Source organism: Chitinivibrio alkaliphilus ACht1, from assembly GCF_000474745.1.
Classification (GTDB): Bacteria; Fibrobacterota; Chitinivibrionia; order Chitinivibrionales; family Chitinivibrionaceae; genus Chitinivibrio; species Chitinivibrio alkaliphilus.
The window spans coordinates 1-16,692 of sequence record NZ_ASJR01000017.1 but is presented as its reverse complement, the minus strand read 5'-3'; the positions used below and the strand labels follow the sequence as shown (position 1 = coordinate 16,692).

At 44.9% G+C, this 16,692-nt stretch carries 14 protein-coding genes and 1 pseudogene; 12 read left to right on the top strand and 3 right to left on the bottom strand.

Annotated features, from left to right (window positions below):
- The first annotated feature begins 11 nt into the window (after positions 1–11).
- The 9 genes and pseudogenes from ftsA (at position 12) to CALK_RS08750 (ending at position 9,521) form a co-directional block, all read left to right on the top strand.
- Entirely contained in the window at positions 12–1,244 is a 1,233-nt protein-coding gene (ftsA, locus tag CALK_RS08790; protein WP_022637332.1) for a cell division protein FtsA, read from the top strand.
- Between the two features lie 49 nt (positions 1,245–1,293).
- Complete coding sequence (gene ftsZ, locus CALK_RS08785) at positions 1,294–2,688, top strand: cell division protein FtsZ (RefSeq protein ID WP_022637331.1); 1,395 nt, start codon at positions 1,294–1,296, stop codon at positions 2,686–2,688.
- A 29-nt stretch (positions 2,689–2,717) separates the two neighbouring features.
- On the top strand, positions 2,718–3,188 hold the full coding sequence (locus tag CALK_RS08780; protein ID WP_022637330.1) for a CYTH domain-containing protein: 471 nt from the start codon (positions 2,718–2,720) through the stop codon (positions 3,186–3,188).
- A gap of 48 nt (positions 3,189–3,236) precedes the next feature.
- Positions 3,237–4,601: a TolC family protein gene (locus CALK_RS08775; RefSeq protein ID WP_022637329.1), complete on the top strand. Its 1,365-nt coding sequence runs from the start codon at positions 3,237–3,239 to the stop codon at positions 4,599–4,601.
- A gap of 43 nt (positions 4,602–4,644) precedes the next feature.
- Positions 4,645–5,199 (top strand): annotated as a pseudogene (locus tag CALK_RS08770) (flavodoxin family protein); the annotation flags it as partial.
- Positions 5,192–6,319 (top strand): DNA-processing protein DprA, encoded by a 1,128-nt coding sequence (gene dprA, locus CALK_RS08765; RefSeq protein ID WP_022637327.1) that lies wholly within the window; start codon positions 5,192–5,194, stop codon positions 6,317–6,319. The pseudogene CALK_RS08770 and the gene dprA, both read left to right, overlap by 8 nt.
- A 117-nt stretch (positions 6,320–6,436) precedes the next feature.
- On the top strand, positions 6,437–7,471 hold the full coding sequence (gene mltG / locus CALK_RS08760) for an endolytic transglycosylase MltG (RefSeq protein WP_162146723.1): 1,035 nt from the start codon (positions 6,437–6,439) through the stop codon (positions 7,469–7,471).
- Positions 7,468–8,271: a hypothetical protein gene (locus tag CALK_RS08755; protein WP_022637325.1), complete on the top strand. Its 804-nt coding sequence runs from the start codon at positions 7,468–7,470 to the stop codon at positions 8,269–8,271. The genes mltG and CALK_RS08755 overlap by 4 nt, the downstream gene beginning before the upstream one ends.
- Before the next feature lie 8 nt (positions 8,272–8,279).
- Positions 8,280–9,521: a peptidase U32 family protein gene (locus CALK_RS08750; RefSeq protein WP_081698095.1), complete on the top strand. Its 1,242-nt coding sequence runs from the start codon at positions 8,280–8,282 to the stop codon at positions 9,519–9,521.
- Here CALK_RS08750 and CALK_RS08745 read toward each other — a convergent pair.
- The 3 genes from CALK_RS08745 to CALK_RS08735 all read right to left on the bottom strand — a co-directional run bounded on the left by CALK_RS08745 (position 9,518) and on the right by CALK_RS08735 (position 12,243).
- Positions 9,518–11,209, bottom strand: coding sequence for an ABC1 kinase family protein (locus CALK_RS08745; protein WP_022637323.1), 1,692 nt, complete (start codon positions 11,207–11,209; stop codon positions 9,518–9,520). The two genes, CALK_RS08750 and CALK_RS08745, sit on opposite strands and share 4 nt — an antisense overlap.
- On the bottom strand, positions 11,193–11,519 hold the full coding sequence (locus CALK_RS08740) for a hypothetical protein (RefSeq protein ID WP_022637322.1): 327 nt from the start codon (positions 11,517–11,519) through the stop codon (positions 11,193–11,195). Before CALK_RS08740 ends, CALK_RS08745 begins: the two co-directional genes overlap by 17 nt.
- Before the next feature lie 115 nt (positions 11,520–11,634).
- Positions 11,635–12,243, bottom strand: a complete 609-nt coding sequence (locus CALK_RS08735) for an IMPACT family protein (RefSeq protein ID WP_022637321.1) — start codon at positions 12,241–12,243, stop codon at positions 11,635–11,637.
- Between the two features lie 238 nt (positions 12,244–12,481).
- Here CALK_RS08735 and CALK_RS08730 point away from each other — a divergent pair, with 238 nt between their 5' ends.
- The 3 genes from CALK_RS08730 to CALK_RS08720 form a co-directional block, all read left to right on the top strand.
- The gene (locus tag CALK_RS08730) at positions 12,482–13,615 is read left to right on the top strand and encodes a helix-turn-helix transcriptional regulator (protein WP_162146722.1); all 1,134 of its coding nucleotides are present in this window, start codon (positions 12,482–12,484) and stop codon (positions 13,613–13,615) included.
- Positions 13,616–13,758: 143 nt separating this feature from the next.
- Entirely contained in the window at positions 13,759–16,293 is a 2,535-nt protein-coding gene (locus CALK_RS08725; RefSeq protein WP_022637319.1) for a polysaccharide deacetylase, read from the top strand.
- Between the two features lie 115 nt (positions 16,294–16,408).
- Positions 16,409–16,692: hypothetical protein (locus CALK_RS08720; RefSeq protein ID WP_034637585.1), on the top strand; the 284-nt coding region annotated here is incomplete at its 3' end.

Genomic DNA, 16,692 nt, shown 5'->3' with positions numbered 1-16,692 from the left:
AGAGTTTGAATATGGCAAAGCATTTTGCTGGATTGGATATTGGAACAACCAAAATTGCCTGCATAATTGCAGAGCATGATACTGATGGAGGAACAAAGGTTATCGGGCGCGGGGTTGCCCCATCCCACGGGTTGCGCAAGGGCGTTGTGGTTAATATTGATAAAACTGTACAGGGAATTCGTTCTGCTGTCCGCGAAGCAGAGATGATTGCGGGTGTTGATACCTCAGAGGTGTATGTGGGAATTGCCGGGGAACATGTCCAGTCGTTTAACAAATCTGGTGTTGTGGCAGTGAAAAGTGATGGGGGAGAGATCACGGAAGAAGACGTTCGTCGCGCCATAGACAACGCAAGCGCCGTACCTAATCTTAAGGACAGAGAAACAATTAGTATTGTGCCACAGGATTACATTGTTGATGATCAAATTGGCATTAAAGATCCCATTGGCATGAGTGGTGTTCGATTAGAAACAAATGTACATATTATTACCTGTGGAACCACAAGTGTACAAAATATCTGTAAAAGTGTGGAAAAGGCAGGGTTTGTGGTTGCAGATGTGGTGCTTGAGCCTGTTGCCTCCAGCAAGTCTGTTCTGGAACAGGATGAGCGAGAGATCGGGGTTGCCTTAATTGATATTGGTGGTGGAACGACAGATATTGCAATTTATCTTGATGACTCCCTGCGTGATACACGAGTGATTGGTCTTGGCGGAGAGTACGTTACTAAGGATATCGCCATTGGAATTCGTACGCCCATTGATAAGGCTGAAGAAATAAAAAAGAAGTATGGCTGTGCAGATCCGCGTGTTGTCCAGACGGGAGAAGATTTTCCCGTGCCCGGTGTGGGTGGTCGTGAAGAGCGTCAGGTTTCGCGGGAGATTCTTACATCAATTATTGAGCCGCGAGTAGAAGAAATATTAAACTACGCCTACCGGGAAATACAGCAGTCTGGGTATAACGATATGCTTGGTGCGGGAATTGTCCTCACGGGGGGTGGTTCACTTCTTGAGGGGATACAGAGTGTGGCGGAACGGGTCTTTGAACATCCTGTAAAAATTGGATATCCGCAAAATTTCACAGGGTTGATAGATGTGGCAAAATCTCCCATACATGCGACAGGGATAGGTCTTTGTATGCATGGTATGGAGATCGAAAATGTACCGGAAAAAGGAAGAGGAGGACTTGAAGTTGATGGAATTAAGGATCTTTGGGTAAAGATAAAAGAGGTTTTTCAGAAATATTTTTAGAAACTTATTGAAGAATAAAACAAACATTATATGTTATATGGGGGAAACTATGAATAACACGAAAGGAACTGTGCCAGATATGGACATGGAACAAGTGTTTGATGCAGAAGCAAAAATTAAAGTTGTAGGAGTTGGCGGAGCTGGCGGTAATGCGGTAAACCGTATGATTGATGATGGGTTGGATGATGTTGAATTTATCTCAATAAATACCGATGCAGCAGCCTTGGATAAGAATAAGGCAAGTCGACGGATTCAGATTGGTGAGAAGTTAACCAAGGGCCTTGGTGCTGGAGCAAACCCCGATGTGGGAAAGGCTGCCATTGAAGAGAATGAAGAAGAGATCATCAAGGAAATTGAATCGGCTGATATGGTGTTTGTTACTGCCGGTATGGGTGGTGGCACCGGAACAGGTGCATCTCCGGTGGTTGCACGTTTGGCAAAAGATATGGGCATCCTCACTATTGGGGTGGTTACAAAACCCTTTCTTTTTGAAGGCAAGGTTCGTGATCGGAATGCCCGTTCTGGAATCGAGGAACTTAAAAAATGTGTTGATACCATTATTGTTATTGAAAACCAAAAGCTGCTTTCCATTGTAGAGAAGGGTACGCCCATTCTTGAGGCATTTAAAACAGCGGATCGTGTCTTAAATGATGCGACCAAGGGGATTGCCAAGCTCATTACCGAACCGGGATTGGTAAATGTTGATTTTGCCGATGTAAAAACCGTGATGAAAGATATGGGTGATGCTCTCATGGGTGTTGGTGAATCTGATGATAAGGAAAACAGAGCTATTCAGGCTGCTGAAGAGGCGATCAACTCACCGCTTCTTGAGGACATAAATATCTCTGGGGCCCGAGGACTATTAGTGAATTTTACGGGTGGTATGGATTTGGCTCTTGATGAAGTCAGTGATGCACAGCAACGTATCAATGAGTTTGTAGGAGAAGATTCTGAAACAAATATTATATTTGGTGCAATGATTGATCCAGCCATGGAAAGTCGAGTGCAGGTAACAGTTGTAGCCACGGGGTTTGCCCAGGAAGGTCAACGCCCCCGCAGTGTTGAGCGGGCACAGACGGAAAAAAAGCCCCCTGTACAACAGAAAATGGCCATGAATGTTACCGATGAGCAACAGACTACGGAGCCTGCAAGATCGGCATCTTCATCAGATGATTTGCCCATTGTTGATGTTTCACGGGAACGGGTTGAACGAGAACAGGTGGAACCGTCCACGCCGCCGTCACCACGTAGTAATCCCCATTACTTTGATCCTCGTGATATCGAAACTCCCGCTTGGGTGAGAAAAGAGCATCAGTCCGGTGGTCGCACGAAGGAAATGCTTTCTCGTGACAGAAGCAATGACCAGCGAAGCACAGCATCTGCAGCGGGCATTCCCCGTGATGATAATGAGTTTCCTGCCTTTCTTCGTCAGCAAATGCAGTAGTAGTATCTCGAAAATATTTTCGTAATAGTATGGTGCATACACAGGAAATTGAACGGCAGTTTTTGGTAAAAAAACTGCCGGATAACCTGTCTCAATATCCATATACCGATATCAAACAGGGATATTTGAGCATTGAGGATGACCGTGAAGTGCGTCTTCGCCAGGCTGGTACGGTCTTTACGCTTACGGTAAAACAGGGACAAGGTGAAGTGCGTGAGGAAGAAGAAATTCTTCTTAAAGAAAAGGATTTTACTCTCCTGTGGCGCTTAACCGAAGGACGAAGAGTTGTGAAACGTCGGTATCATCTGCCCTATACACACCTTCAGCTCGAACTTGATATATATTATGAAGAGCTGAACGGGTTTTATTCTGTGGAGGTGGAGTTTGAGAACCGTGCGAGCAGTGCAGCCTTCGTTCCACCTGCATGGTTTGGCCGAGAGGTGACCCATGATGAGCGGTATAAAAATAAACACATTTGTAACGGCCGTATTCGCCAATAGAGTGAGCTTTTCCTGTACGCTGCTCTGTGGTATGTTTTTTTTCAATTCATGCTCTTTGGAGAAGAACTTTCTCTTACTGATTATATTGACAGCGTATATGCAGCGTCTCCTCGTATAGAGCAATCTCAGCTGATTCATCGGCAGTGGCAACGAAAATACACTGCCTTTGAACGGGAGTTTTATCCACAGCTAATGGCCTTTAGTCGCTATCAATTTGTGCCGCAAAATCTTCCCTTTGCAGGGTATGACAAGCCTCATCTGGAAGAGCGTTTTGTTCAGGAGTCATCCTTTCCTGCTCCAGGTACGCAGTTTTTATCACGACTACTTGATGAACAATATGCCACTTGGTTTGAAGAGGCGCCTCGCCATCAAGTCTACGCGGGAATTGCCATGGAAAACCCCTTGTGGATAACTCATCCCCGCCGTGACTCCTTTGCTATTATAGAAACTCAGACATCATATATGATTTGTGAGTGGCAGTTAACACAGATGGAAGAGAAGGCTCGCGCCACAAAAATGTACTATTCGGTTTTGTTAAGTCGAAAAAAGAGTTCAATTTATGCTGATCTTGCCGCTGAAAAAGAGCGTCTTCATAAGCGTACGGTAGACCTTTTTCACGGTGAGACACGGGATTCCTATGATACACTCGTCACATCCATTGCCTATTCTAACGCCATGGATGATTTTCGTCAGGCTGAACGGCAAGAGGAGCTTCTCTTTCAAGAGTTTTTGGAGTTAGGCGGTTTTTCAGAGGAACAGAGGGAGTTGGACTTAACGGATAGTCTTGTACAGCAGCAATATGGACAGGGGATATCTGCCATTGAGCAAACGGCCCTTGCGGAAAATAAAGAAATTCTTCTTAAGGATATCGCTCGAGATATTGCTGCTGCGGAGTATCGCCAAGAGCGAACCGCCTTTTTACCACAATTTACTTGGGGAGTGCGGGCTGGGGTACGAACCTTTCCTGACAGTGATATTTCACTACAGGATCATCGGGAAGCGTTTTTTCAGGTAGAATATCCTCTTTTTACCTTTGGTGCACGTGTTGAACGCCTTGCTGAAGCGCGGTATGCCAAGCGTATTGCGGAGTTGGACTACATTGAGAAAAAGCAGGATGTCCTGTGGCAACTTCGTCATGCGTATACAACGTATACAGAACATCTTTCAGCCATAGAACGTCAGGATCGAGCTGTTTCTGCAGCTTTAGAAGCACTTGAAATAGCTCGTCTTCGATTTGATAATGGGGTTATGACCGTAGAAGAACTGAATCACCGTAAAGAGGCGTATGCTTTGCAGCGTCTTCGGCGGGCACAAGCCTTATACGATTTGAATAATGCCTTGATTGACATGCGGCTACTCGTGGCTGATTATTTATATGAAACTGATTTTGTAGATGAGGAGATGGGTCGATGAAAATTATTGGAGTATGTGGAAGTCCTAAAAAAAGGGGAGTACAACCCTTTTTGGCTTAGAGCGCGTTATGAATATTATTGCCGATGCAGGAATACAGACGGAGATACTTCCCTTGGCAGATTACACCTTTAGTGGATGTGTGGATTGCGGCTATTGTTCAGGACTGGATGTACCAAACTGTTCACAGGATGACTCCTATACAAACGAGTTTCTGCCGCGTATGGTTGATACCGATGTGGTGGGGTATGTCTTTGCTTCTCCTGTATACTTTGGGGGTATGAGTTCTCAGCTAAAGGCTTTTTTTGATCGGAGTGTGGTCTTTCGTCGCACCGGCTTTCGCTGGGAAAATCTCTTGGCAGGAGCACTTTCTGTGGGGCGTTCCCGTCATGGGGGACAGGAATTAACAGAAATGGAGATTCTTCGCAGTGCTTTAATTCATGGTATGATCGCCCTTTCTGATGCTGCTCCTACCGCCCATTTTGGAGCAAATCTTTGGAGTGGGTATCCTGCAGGAATCAGAGAAGATTCAGCGGGGATTCGGACTGCGGAAAACCTCGGAAAGAAAATGGTATCTATCGCTCGTAAGATGTATGGATAAGGAGGAGCGAGCCCGCGTTGCCCTTTCTCTTGTTGAAGGGGTTGGTCCGCGACGTATTGAAAAAATACGCGCAGCGTATGGAGCTATAGCACCAATTTTTACTTGTTCTTCATCAAGGAAAAAACAGCTTCTTACATCGCGGGTTGCACAGCATATTTCTCCCTCTCTGTTGGATGAGGCCGATCGGGTATGTTCGTGGTGTTTCTCCTACGGAATTACCTTGGTATTTCCTGAAGATCCTGCGTATCCGCAGTTGTTGCGTAACAGTCCAGATCCTCCCTTTGTTCTCTATGTAATGGGCGATACGGCAGCATTATCACGACCTTCCGTAAGTATTGTGGGGACACGAACCCCCTCATCATACGGGCGGGAAGTGGCTGCCAATATTGCACGTCAGGCGGTCGCTCGTGGCTATGGCGTGGTCAGTGGGCTTGCCCACGGGATTGATGGGGTTGCTCATGAACAGGCCTTGGAAGGAGGAACCACCGTGGCTGTTCTTGCCAATGGCTTGGATAGAATTTACCCAGCAGGGCATCGGCATCTCGCAGTGCGTATTCGTCGACAGGGGGCACTGGTAACAGAATATCCCCCCGGACGAGGAGGGAAACCCTATATGTTTCTTCGGCGAAATCGTATCATTTCGGCCTTAACTATGGCTACTGTTGTTGTAGAGGCAGGTGAGAAAAGTGGGGCGCTGTCCACGGCACATAATGCCTTAGAGCAGAATCGGGATGTTTATGCTGTACCTGGATCAATTTTTTCTGCCCAAAGTCGCGGTACAAACACCTTGCTTCGTCATGGAGCAACTCCCTATCTTGATGGGGACTCCTTTTTTTCATCCATGGATGCCATGTATGGAAATCCCACAGGGCAGACAATATCAGATGCCGGTACCTCTGCTTCAGTTATAACTCCCGTTGATAGCCTTTCACTTGAGAACTTCACTGGGGCGGCACGAAAAATTATGACTTTGTTGAAAGCGTCACCGCAGGGGCTTCGCCTTGATCAGTTTATGGAAGAAATTGATCGTCATGAGGAGTTATTTTCGACGCTGTTGCAATTAGAAATGGATGAGCATATTATCCAAGAAGGAGGGCAGGTATACCGCCTGCAACGGTAAATGCACCACGCCTTTTCTCTCATACGCCAATTCGGACAGACCTGGTTTACCGGTTTATTATATATATTAGCGGGAGCAGGGTATGCTTTTTATGCTTTTTTATGGATGGTTAGAGCTATGCAGATAGTGGTAAAAAAGTTTGTAATGTTCATTCTCGTAATTGTGACTCTTCTCTGTGGGCTCTTAGCCTATTGGGGCTTTTATGCTCCTGAAGAACGGCGGGGAGAAACCGTACGTATTGAAATTCCTCGCGGTGCATCACTGCGTAGCATTGCTGAATTACTTGAAGATGCAGAAATAATTCCCCATTGGGCTCTCTTTTATTATTATGTTCGTTACCAGGAAGTGGGCCATAAAATTCAAGCGGGAGCATATGCGGTTCCTGAGCAGTCTGGGGTGCTTCATGCACTGGAGGTGCTTTTAGGATCTGCCCTTGTTGAGGGAGTTACGGTGACAATTCCCGAGGGGCTGACCATTGAGCAAACAGCCCGAACGATTGCGCGCCAGTATCCCATTGATACGGTACGGTTTGACTCCCTTGCCCGTGATTCTTCCTTTATGGGCTCCCTTTCTAAAGATTCCTATGAATCCCTTGAAGGGTTTCTTTTTCCAGAAACCTACCTCTTTCCCAAAGAATTGAGTGAAGAACAGATTATTCGCATATTAGTCCGCCAATACACTCAAGCTATGGAGGCAATTCTGGAGGAGGTTGATACGCCCTCTCTTTCTCCCTATGAAGCAGTGATCCTTGCCTCAATTATAGAAAAAGAGACCAATGTTGCCCATGAACTCCGCCGTGTTTCAGGTGTGTTTCATAACCGCCTTGATCAAAATATCCCTCTGGGAGCTGATGCAACGGTTAGATTTATTATTAATCGATTTACAGGGCCGCTCCGCGTGTCAGAGCTGCAAAATCCTTCGCCCTATAACACGCGTATCCACCGAGGACTTCCTCCGGGGCCCATTTGTTCCCCGGGAAAAGCAGCCATTGTGGCAGCCCTTGACCCCTTAGAAACAGATGAACTTTTTTTGTGGCGAAATGGGATGGTTCTGGGGAACACTATTTTTCTCGAACAAATGCGGAACATAATCGGAAAAAGTTGCAGGTACGAGAACAAAACCCTACTCTTCAAAATTGGTAGCTTTCAATGACTATACGTGTCCATACTTCTTTCTTGGTTCTTGTGATGGTGTCTCTTTCACACGCTCTTTACAGTGGTCATCTCATCGATATGTCTGCACCATCAACCCTTCCTCGCGGGGCATATTCTGTGTCAAGTCGTATCTCACCACCCGGTGGAAGTACCTCCGGAGCAGGGGTAATTTTTTCTGTGGATGTGGGGTTGTCAGATCGCTTATTGGTTGGGGTTGGCTATGGTGGTGACGGGCTTATTGGTAGAGACGAGGTTGATTGGTATCCTTGGCCTGGAGCACGAATAAAGTACCATTTATTTAATGAACCCCACCGACGCTGGAGTGTGGCGACAGGAGTTGATATTCAGGGCTATAGCGGTAATGCCCCAGAGTATCGGGGGTTTGTATACAAATCAGAAGGGGTTTACGTAACCATGGGGCGGAACTACGCCTTTTTTAATTTTCCTGCAGAATTTATCATGAATATCAACTACTCGTTCGAAGATGTTGACAATGTACACTGGCCTAACTTTGGGATCGGCACTAATATCCGAATTAATCCAGAAATTGCCGCAATTATAGAATACGATTTTGCAACCAATCAACAGGTGAAAGACGCTGATCCTGACACCTATTGGGGTATCACGTCAGGCTTTTTAAATCTCGGTTTTTCATGGCGTTTTGTTTCTTCCTTACAGTTTTCGCTGCATTTTCGTGATGTGTTCAGCAATCGCATTCGCAGCAAAAACTATCCAGCCGACGATAGTGTGTACGGCTGGGGACGAGAAATTCGTCTTGAGTATTTTTCCCGTTTTTAGAAAGGGCTATGATGAAACAACCGGAACTGCTCGCTCCGGCGGGTAATTTTGAAAGCCTTGAAGCAGCGTTTCTGAGTGGCGCAGATGCGGTATACCTTGGAATGGGAGTGTTGAATCTGCGTGCCTATTCTGATAACTTCATCGTGACCGACCTTCCGCAGATTATGGAGTTGGCCCATCGTTTTCAGGGAAAGATATACGTCGTGCTGAATATCCTTCCCAACGACACAGAGCTTGAATCGGTTCGCGAGTTTTTGCAAGAAATGGTAGCACAGAGCCATCGCCCTCACGCTTTCATTGTGAGTGATCCTGGTGTGTTGGTTCTTTGTAAAGAGTATTGCCCAGATATTGAACTGCATCTGAGCACACAAACGGGCACATTCAACACTGAAAGTGTGCGTTTTTGGGTGAAGCAGGGGATACGTCGGGTCGTGCTTCCCCGTGAATTTGACAGCAGTCAGATCGCGCAAATTGTAGGGGCATCTCTTTGTGAGACAGAAATATTTGTACACGGGGCGCTCTGCATGTCACTTTCGGGCAGATGTCTCATGGGAGCATATTATGACGGGAGACATCCCAATCATGGTGAATGTTCACAACCGTGCCGGTTTCCTTATGATCTTATTCCCCATGGTACCTCATCACAGGATCCTTCCCCTTCCTTTGCCCTCCGTTTAGAACAGGATGAACGGGGGACGTATATTTTTAATTCGAAAGATTTAAATACCTTGCCGCTTCTTCCTTCCCTGCTTTCCCTTGGGGCAGACTCACTGAAAATAGAGGGGCGAAATAAAAGTGTAAATTATATTACCACGGTGGTTCGTGCCTATCGGATTGTCATTGATACGCTTATGAAAGACCCCTCTTCTGGTGTAGATCCTGCTCTGGTAGAACAGCTAAATGAACTCGATCATCGCCCCTATACCACGGGATTTCTTGGAGGAGATAATCAGTTGCAGTCTACGGGGTATGCAAAGGAAAAATCAAAGATACGTGTTTTGGGACGGGTAAAGGATGTTTTGACGGGGGGACGAGCCGTGGTTGATGTTAAAAATCCGATTGTGTGCGGAGAAGCGCTTTCTTTACTCCCGGTAAATCAGAAAAAAGGCCCGTGCAAGGTGCGTGTATCCGGCATCTATGATCTTTCAGGAAACTTAGTAGAACGAGCTGTTACAAATCGTTTAGTTGTGGTTGTCTTAGAGGGTGGCGTAAAGCTTCGAATTGGTGACATGTTGCGGCGGACTATTTAAAAATCCCGTTTTCGTAACATAGAAAAAATAAGAATAAAGGCGATAAGTCCAGCGAGGAGAAACCCGCCAAGGCCGATAACTGAGACATCATTCCATAGCGGTGGTGTATGAGCCTGAATTAACAGAGATGAACCCACAATAAGAGCTGCAAGCACAATGGAAAAGGAGATGCGATTACTTACCCGATCAAGGGTATCGGCGATCTCCCGAAGACCTTCATGCCGTAGCTCAATAGAAAGTTCTCCTAGTAAAATTCGTTGCGTGATGGTATGAATATCTTCAGGAAAATCTCGGACAAGTTGGAGCAGTTCTCCAATGAGTGTTGCTCCTTTTTCGGACAGGGTACGTGGGCTAAACCGTTTTCGGTAAATTCGTCGTATAAAGGGGCGCATCTCTTCGAGTAATATCAGATCGGGGTAGAGGGTCCGTCCCAGACTTTCCGTTGTTGCCAAGGTTTTCAGCATGAGGTAAATATGACTTTTCAAGCTTACCCTATTTTCATTTAATATGGCGAAGAGTCGATGGATGATGCGGGAGTAGCGCATTTCTTCCAAAGGGGCATTAATGTACTGGTCGATAAGTTCGATAAAATCCCGCTCAAGTTTTTCTGTTTCCCCTAAGTGTGATTCATGGGTAAATTTGAGAATATGCCGAACCAGTTTTTTTTCATCACGGTGAGAAATTGCTAAGAGCAAATCCATAAAGGTTTCTCGTTCTTCCCGGGTCACCCGTCCGGTAATGCCAAAGTCAATGTAACATATTTTCCCGGAGTCGAGGATAAATACGTTTCCCGGATGAGGATCTGCATGAAAGAAGCCATAGATAAATATTTGCTCAAAGATGAGAGAGAGGCCATATTTTGCTATTTCTTCGAGGGGCGGAAGGTGTGTCTTTTCCAATAATTCTTCTCGGCAAGCCGGTTTGGTTCCCCGAATATACTCCATAACGAGGAGTTTCTCCGTGCTATATTCGTGATAGACCCGAGGCACGTGCAGTAGGTCAGAAGATCTGAACATCGATGAGAACTGCATGATATTGTGCGCTTCATTGACAAAGTCAAGTTCCTTTGAGAGGGTCTTGGCAAACTCTTCTACAATATGCTCGAGGCGATGGTGTGTGAGTTTCTTATGGTGGTTTTTTATAAAACCTGCGACATGATAGAGTATTTCAAGATCAACTTCAATTTTTTTTGTGATATGGGGTCGCTGTACTTTTACGGCTACTTCTTCACCACTGTGAAGCAAGGCATAATGAATTTGTGATACTGACCCTGCAGCAATGGGGGTTTTGTCAAATTCAAGAAAGAGTGAAGGGATTTTTTCTCCCGTTTGTTCTTCTATGATCTCGCAGGCCGTATCAGAGGAGAAAGGGGGGACGCGATCTTGTAATTGGGAAAATTCCCGAGCTATATCGTAGGGGACGAGATCGGGGCGTACGGAGAGAATTTGAGCCAATTTAATGAAGGTTGGCCCTAATTCTTCCACGGCCATACGTAAGCGTTCTACATTGCTGTAGGCATGAATATTGGCAAGTTTTTTCTTCGGCAGAAAGGGGATAACATCGCCGATATTGAGTTGATCGATGATGTTATCAAAACCGAATTTAAAAAGTATTGCTACAATCTCACGATAGCGCCTAAAGTGGATGTAGGTTTTCCCAATGGTTTGCTTTTTATTTACTCGTATCATTCTGGGATGATTCCAACTCCCGTATTCGTTTTTCGAGGGCGGTTATTTTTTTTGCCTGCTTTGCGACTTGTTCTTCCTGAGAAAGATTCAGTTTTGAGAGTGCTTTTTGAATTTCCTCAGAAATACGTTTTTCAATCTCTTTTTGGGTTTTTTCCGACTTTTTTTTCACTTCAGCCATAAATTGTTCGCCCTCAGATTTACTCATCTCGCTTTTCTGTATCATATCCTTAAGGAGCCGCTCAATGCGTTCTGAAGTAAGGAGCCCCAGCCCAATTCCGCCAAAAAGAGTTCCCTTAATAAAATTCTTCATACAAACCACCTTTACTGTGTTGAGAGGTATACCTATATATACATGGTGCTCTGAAAAAAAAGAGGAAGAGTTCCTTTTTCTTTGTTTCAGCAGGAAATCTGTTTTCAAAAATGAGCTATGGATCTGGGCTAATAGTGCAGTTGCATTCTGTGCGAATACGTTCAGAAATTCGTTGAAAGGAAGTCTCTTCAAGAGAAAGGTGTACCCGCACAGCTTCGCTGTACTGAAATTCAGTATGAGTAATTGCAGGATCTTGCAGTATATACCGCAGGAGTGGCTCCATACGATAGGGGATTGTTATTTCACCGGAGATGGTCGGAACAATTTTCTCCGTACTGCAGAGGGAAATTACACGTTGTGCAGCTGTAGTATATGCTTTCACCATACCTCCGGTACCAAGCTTTATCCCTCCAAAATAGCGTACCACAAAGAGGGCGGTTTCTCCGAGGCCGGAATAGGCAAGTACTTTTAGAAGAGGTTTACCTGCGCAGCCCGAAGGCTCTCCATCGTCACTAAATCCACGGACTGATGTGTCTGCTGGATCTCCGGCAATGCAAGCCCAGCAGATATGGCGTGCCTTGGGGTGTTTTTGTTTTAGGGCTTGGAGATGAGATGACACGTCATTCATATGAGGCGCATGAAAGAGATAGGAGATGAATGTGCTTTTTTTCACCTCATGGGAATCTTTTTCGGATTTTCGGGGAATATGATAAGTATTCTTCATATAAAAAATACCTTTTGCTGTCATTTTTGTAAAGCGGCAATATGCTGAGAGCTCTTTTTAAGGCAAAAGAGCTTTTTTTGTATCAAAATAGTGTTCATTTTCCTGTGTTATGTACGAGTTAATATGTTGCAATTAGCTTATAATCAGTTTGTTAAGAGTGTTTTGTTGTTTTGGGGGTCTGTTACATATATCAAAAAACACTATATTGAGGTATGCAGTATCTCTCATGGGTGTGGGTATGAAAAAACGACAGCGGGTGTATGTACAAATCTTTTTCATTTCTCTTATTGCGGGAACCGTAGTGTATGCTCTGTTTCTCCCTGCTTCTCTTTCTGTGTTTCCCGAAAGGGACCCCTTCTTTGAATATTCCGTATCCAGTGATTCCGGAACTCGCGTGGTGCTTGATTCTCTTATTGGTGCAGATGGCGATAGACAGACCGTTTTTCGGTATCACTCACCCTTTGTGCATCGTGCAATGGATCTCTCGTGCTATTCCTATCTTGAGATTGATATCCATCCTTACTCAGAAGAGTTTACCCTTTGTCTCAGTTCTATGATTGACTCAGTATCATATCATGGAAAACTGGATACGCATATGCCGAGAGAATACTCCTTTGAGAGCTCTTTGAAAGGACGTGTTCGGATTCCAATCAATGATTTTGCCGTGCCCCGACGATGGTTTGCCCAAAGAGATGCCTCTTGGTATGGAACACAGGATATTTCAAAGGTGAGCAACATTACCATACGAGGGGAGCGGTTTTTTATTCGTTCAATTCGTTTTATCCCGAGTAAAAGGGCTGCTTTGACAGGAGCTATAACCACCTTCATTGGTATATTTATCCTGTTGGTTACTGTATATACGCAGATGCGTCTCTATAAAAACAGAAAGATAAAAGCCCGTATCTATGGAAGTAAGAGCACTCTTTCAAGAGGCCTTGATGTTTCTGAAAAGCATGCGTCTAAGAAAGTGCTTCCTGATGAAGTTTTCCCCGAAAAGCACGAGCAGCGGATCTCCGTGGCAGCGTATATCGATATTCATTTTACCTCCTCAGAGCTGCGCCGAGCTGCCGTGGCAGAAAAATTGGGCTACACCATAGCAGAACTAACAACTGCTCTCAGAGAAGAGCGGGGTATGACCTATAAGGAATATGTGACACACCTACGTATTTCAAAAGCACGGGAGCTTCTACGGACAACCGAGTATCCCATAAGCCGCATATCGTTTCTCACGGGACATCAATATGCGAATTCTTTTAGCAGAACCTTTAAGAATTGTGAAGGGATTTCTCCCCAGGAGTATCGAAATCGATATGGTTTGCGTAGAGATAACAAAAAAGTAGAACAATCCCTGGGAAAGATAGTGTCGTGTTAAAAGTCTTTAGGTAGTTGTAACGTGTTGTTTAGCAGTGTGTTGTAAAGATTGCTGGGAAAAAGTCAACTTTTTGAAATGTATTCGCGAATATCTTTTGATATACCTTTGCAGTAGTAATTAGGTACCCCTAAAAAGGAGTTTTTATGTGTAAACGAATTTCAAGTATGATTCTGGCATGTGTCTTACTGAGTTATGCGCAGGATTATGTGTTCCCTTCCCCCATGAACCCTGCAGGGAAAGACCCAGCTGGTATTACGCAGCTCATTTCAATTATTTGGGATGATAATGCCTATTCTGGTCTTGATGGAACAGCCTATGAGCATACTGATGGAGATATTCCATGGGAAGATGCAAGCGTTGTTGGTGGGCAAGGATCGTACGCAACTCATGGCTTTCCATCGTGGATTCCACAAAATAACGCATTAAATATCCAAGAAGGTGATATGGGTATGAAGTGGGCCATTGATCTGGGAGTTCCTCAGACCTTTACTATGATTACCGGTTTGTATGTGGATGTGTGGTCCGATGGAAATCATGGGCAAGGAGAAGCGTGGATGAACTATCAATCGGAGTATGGATGGTATGAGCCACGTTCAGAAGATGGCCTTGACCACAATACTATTGCTGTTTCATGGGGGCGTGAGCATGAAGTGTGGGTCCGTGGAAACCCCGAAGAATTGGTGCAGCCGAACACAATTAAAATAGCGACACAACAGGCCTTAGATGCAGGACATGAGATTGCAGACCATACCTTTGATCACATGGAATCAAATTCTCCCCTTCCGTATCAAGAGGGAAATAATCCATACGGTGAAGGAGACATTCAAGGTATGTCAAATACCGGTGGTTTCTCAAGCTGGGGTGGAGAGGGGTTTAATGCCAACAATACACAGGTAACTCCCTGGGGAGATACCATTACTCAGTCTGAGCAATTTGGACAACCCGTTGGTTCGCGTCAGCAACACATGGGGTGGGCTGTTTATGCCGGGCGTTTTGTTAGTGAAGATGCCTGGAAAGGTGCCTTGGAATATTCTCGTGAAGCCTATGCGGATGCAGGGTTTGATTTAAACACCTTTATCGGGTTTCGTGCGCCCCGCCTTGAAACAAGCTCCGGCCTATTCTATGCCTTGGCAGATCTTGGCTATCTTTGGGATTGTTCCTTAGAGGAAGGGTATGAGAATCACCGCGATGGGACGAATATGCTGTGGCCATACACTGTGGATAACGGTGCCCAAAATACGTGGACTCAATATAGCAGAGGCGGACGTCGTCATATCGACTCAATGCCTGCGGGAGAAGGGTTGTGGCAGATTCCTGTAAACACCTTTATTGTTCCTGAACATATTCGTGATGATGTGTATGACAATTATGAAATAGTTCTTGAAGCAAGTGGTGGGGGAAATGATGACGATATCCTGCCGGCAGCAGAGGGCTTTGATAATAGCAGCATCGGAACACAGTATCAGACTCGTGGATCTGATCGACAGTACTGGTTGCAGCATGGTAAAATTACAGGGTTCGATTTTAATACGTGGATTTTATGGGGGATGACTCATGATAACTGGGTTGAGATGATGAAACATACCCTTGATTTACGTATGGAAGGAAATCGTGCTCCCTTGAGTATTGGTATGCACACAGATTACCACACTCCTATTTATGATAACGCAACCCTTCTGACCGATTTTAATCGCGATGCCTGGGGATTATGTGTTGTCAATGGATGGAATACGTGGGAAGATCGTATTTCTGCTTTGGAAAAGTTTATAACCTATGCACAAAGCCAGCCGAATACGGAGTTTGTCACAGCAACAGAACAAATCAATCGTGTTCGTGATTTAGCAAATAAAGCTCCTGAGCCACTTCAAGCACAGTCTGGCGATGATATTACCTTTGCTTTTATTCGCAATGAAGAGCTAAACTCAAGTGCTTCCCAAGGAGCCTTCTCGGGAAGTTTTGATGGAAAGGTTGTGGTGGATGCAGTACAAGGTTCTAATTATCCCTGGGCAACCTTTAGTGCATATAATCTTGATGTTGATGATTTGAGTCATATCTCCCTTGACTATAAGTCAACCTCACCTCTAGCAATTATCATAGAGCTTGAGTCGGGAGAAAAGAGGCAAGCCTTATTGAACAATATCTATCCTAAGGAAAATATTGCTTCATCACCCATGGTGCAATCAGGAAAGATTCCCCTGCATGCCTTTGATTATGAGGAGACCTATACGGGTGAGCTTACCTATGATCCTATTGATCCTACAGAAATTACAGCTATTGAGATCAAGCCTCTTGCACCGATGAATCGTCATGATGGTTCATGGGGACCCCGACTTGATCCATATGAAGTTTCCTTCATGGTGGAAAACATTACTTTTTATGGATCTGTGTCACAAGGTGAAACGTCAATTATTGATGATATGACCATGTCCCCTGAATATCAATTTTCCGTAGAAGGTGTCGTCAACAATCAACTATCCCTTGTTATTCCAGAAGCTGGGCAGTATTCTCTACGTCTGACTACACCCATGGGCCGACAGGTAGCTTCCTTTGACGGAAAGAGCTTGAGTCAGGGGGTTAATCAACTGTCTCTTCCAACAATTTCCCGCGGGGTGTACCTGTTGCAAATTGAAAATGCACGAGGAGGAGATCTACAACAGCAAAAACTGTATATTCGATAATTATCTGAATTACTGTCAGATATATATATTATTCACACACAGTTTTCTGTGGTCGCTCCCAAAGGAGCGACCACTCTTATTGTATCGGGAGTTTTATATGATTCGGTAGGAATATGTGGAAGCCCTCTATGCTGTTGGTTTAATAGATGATATAGAGACCTATGTGGAGGAGAGGACCGGAACCTTTGTGGGCATTATGCCCCCCGGTACTCCTCGAACTATCATGGATTATTATGTTCAATTGGACAGAAAATTCAACGAAACAACACGGATGTTTATTGAAACGGCAATATATCGGCTCTCCATAAGGCTGCGTGAAGGTGTTGTAGATGTTGCTCCCTATTCCGATGAAATTCAGGCGCGCGTGGCAAACAGAACATGGTCTGCATGGAACAGACT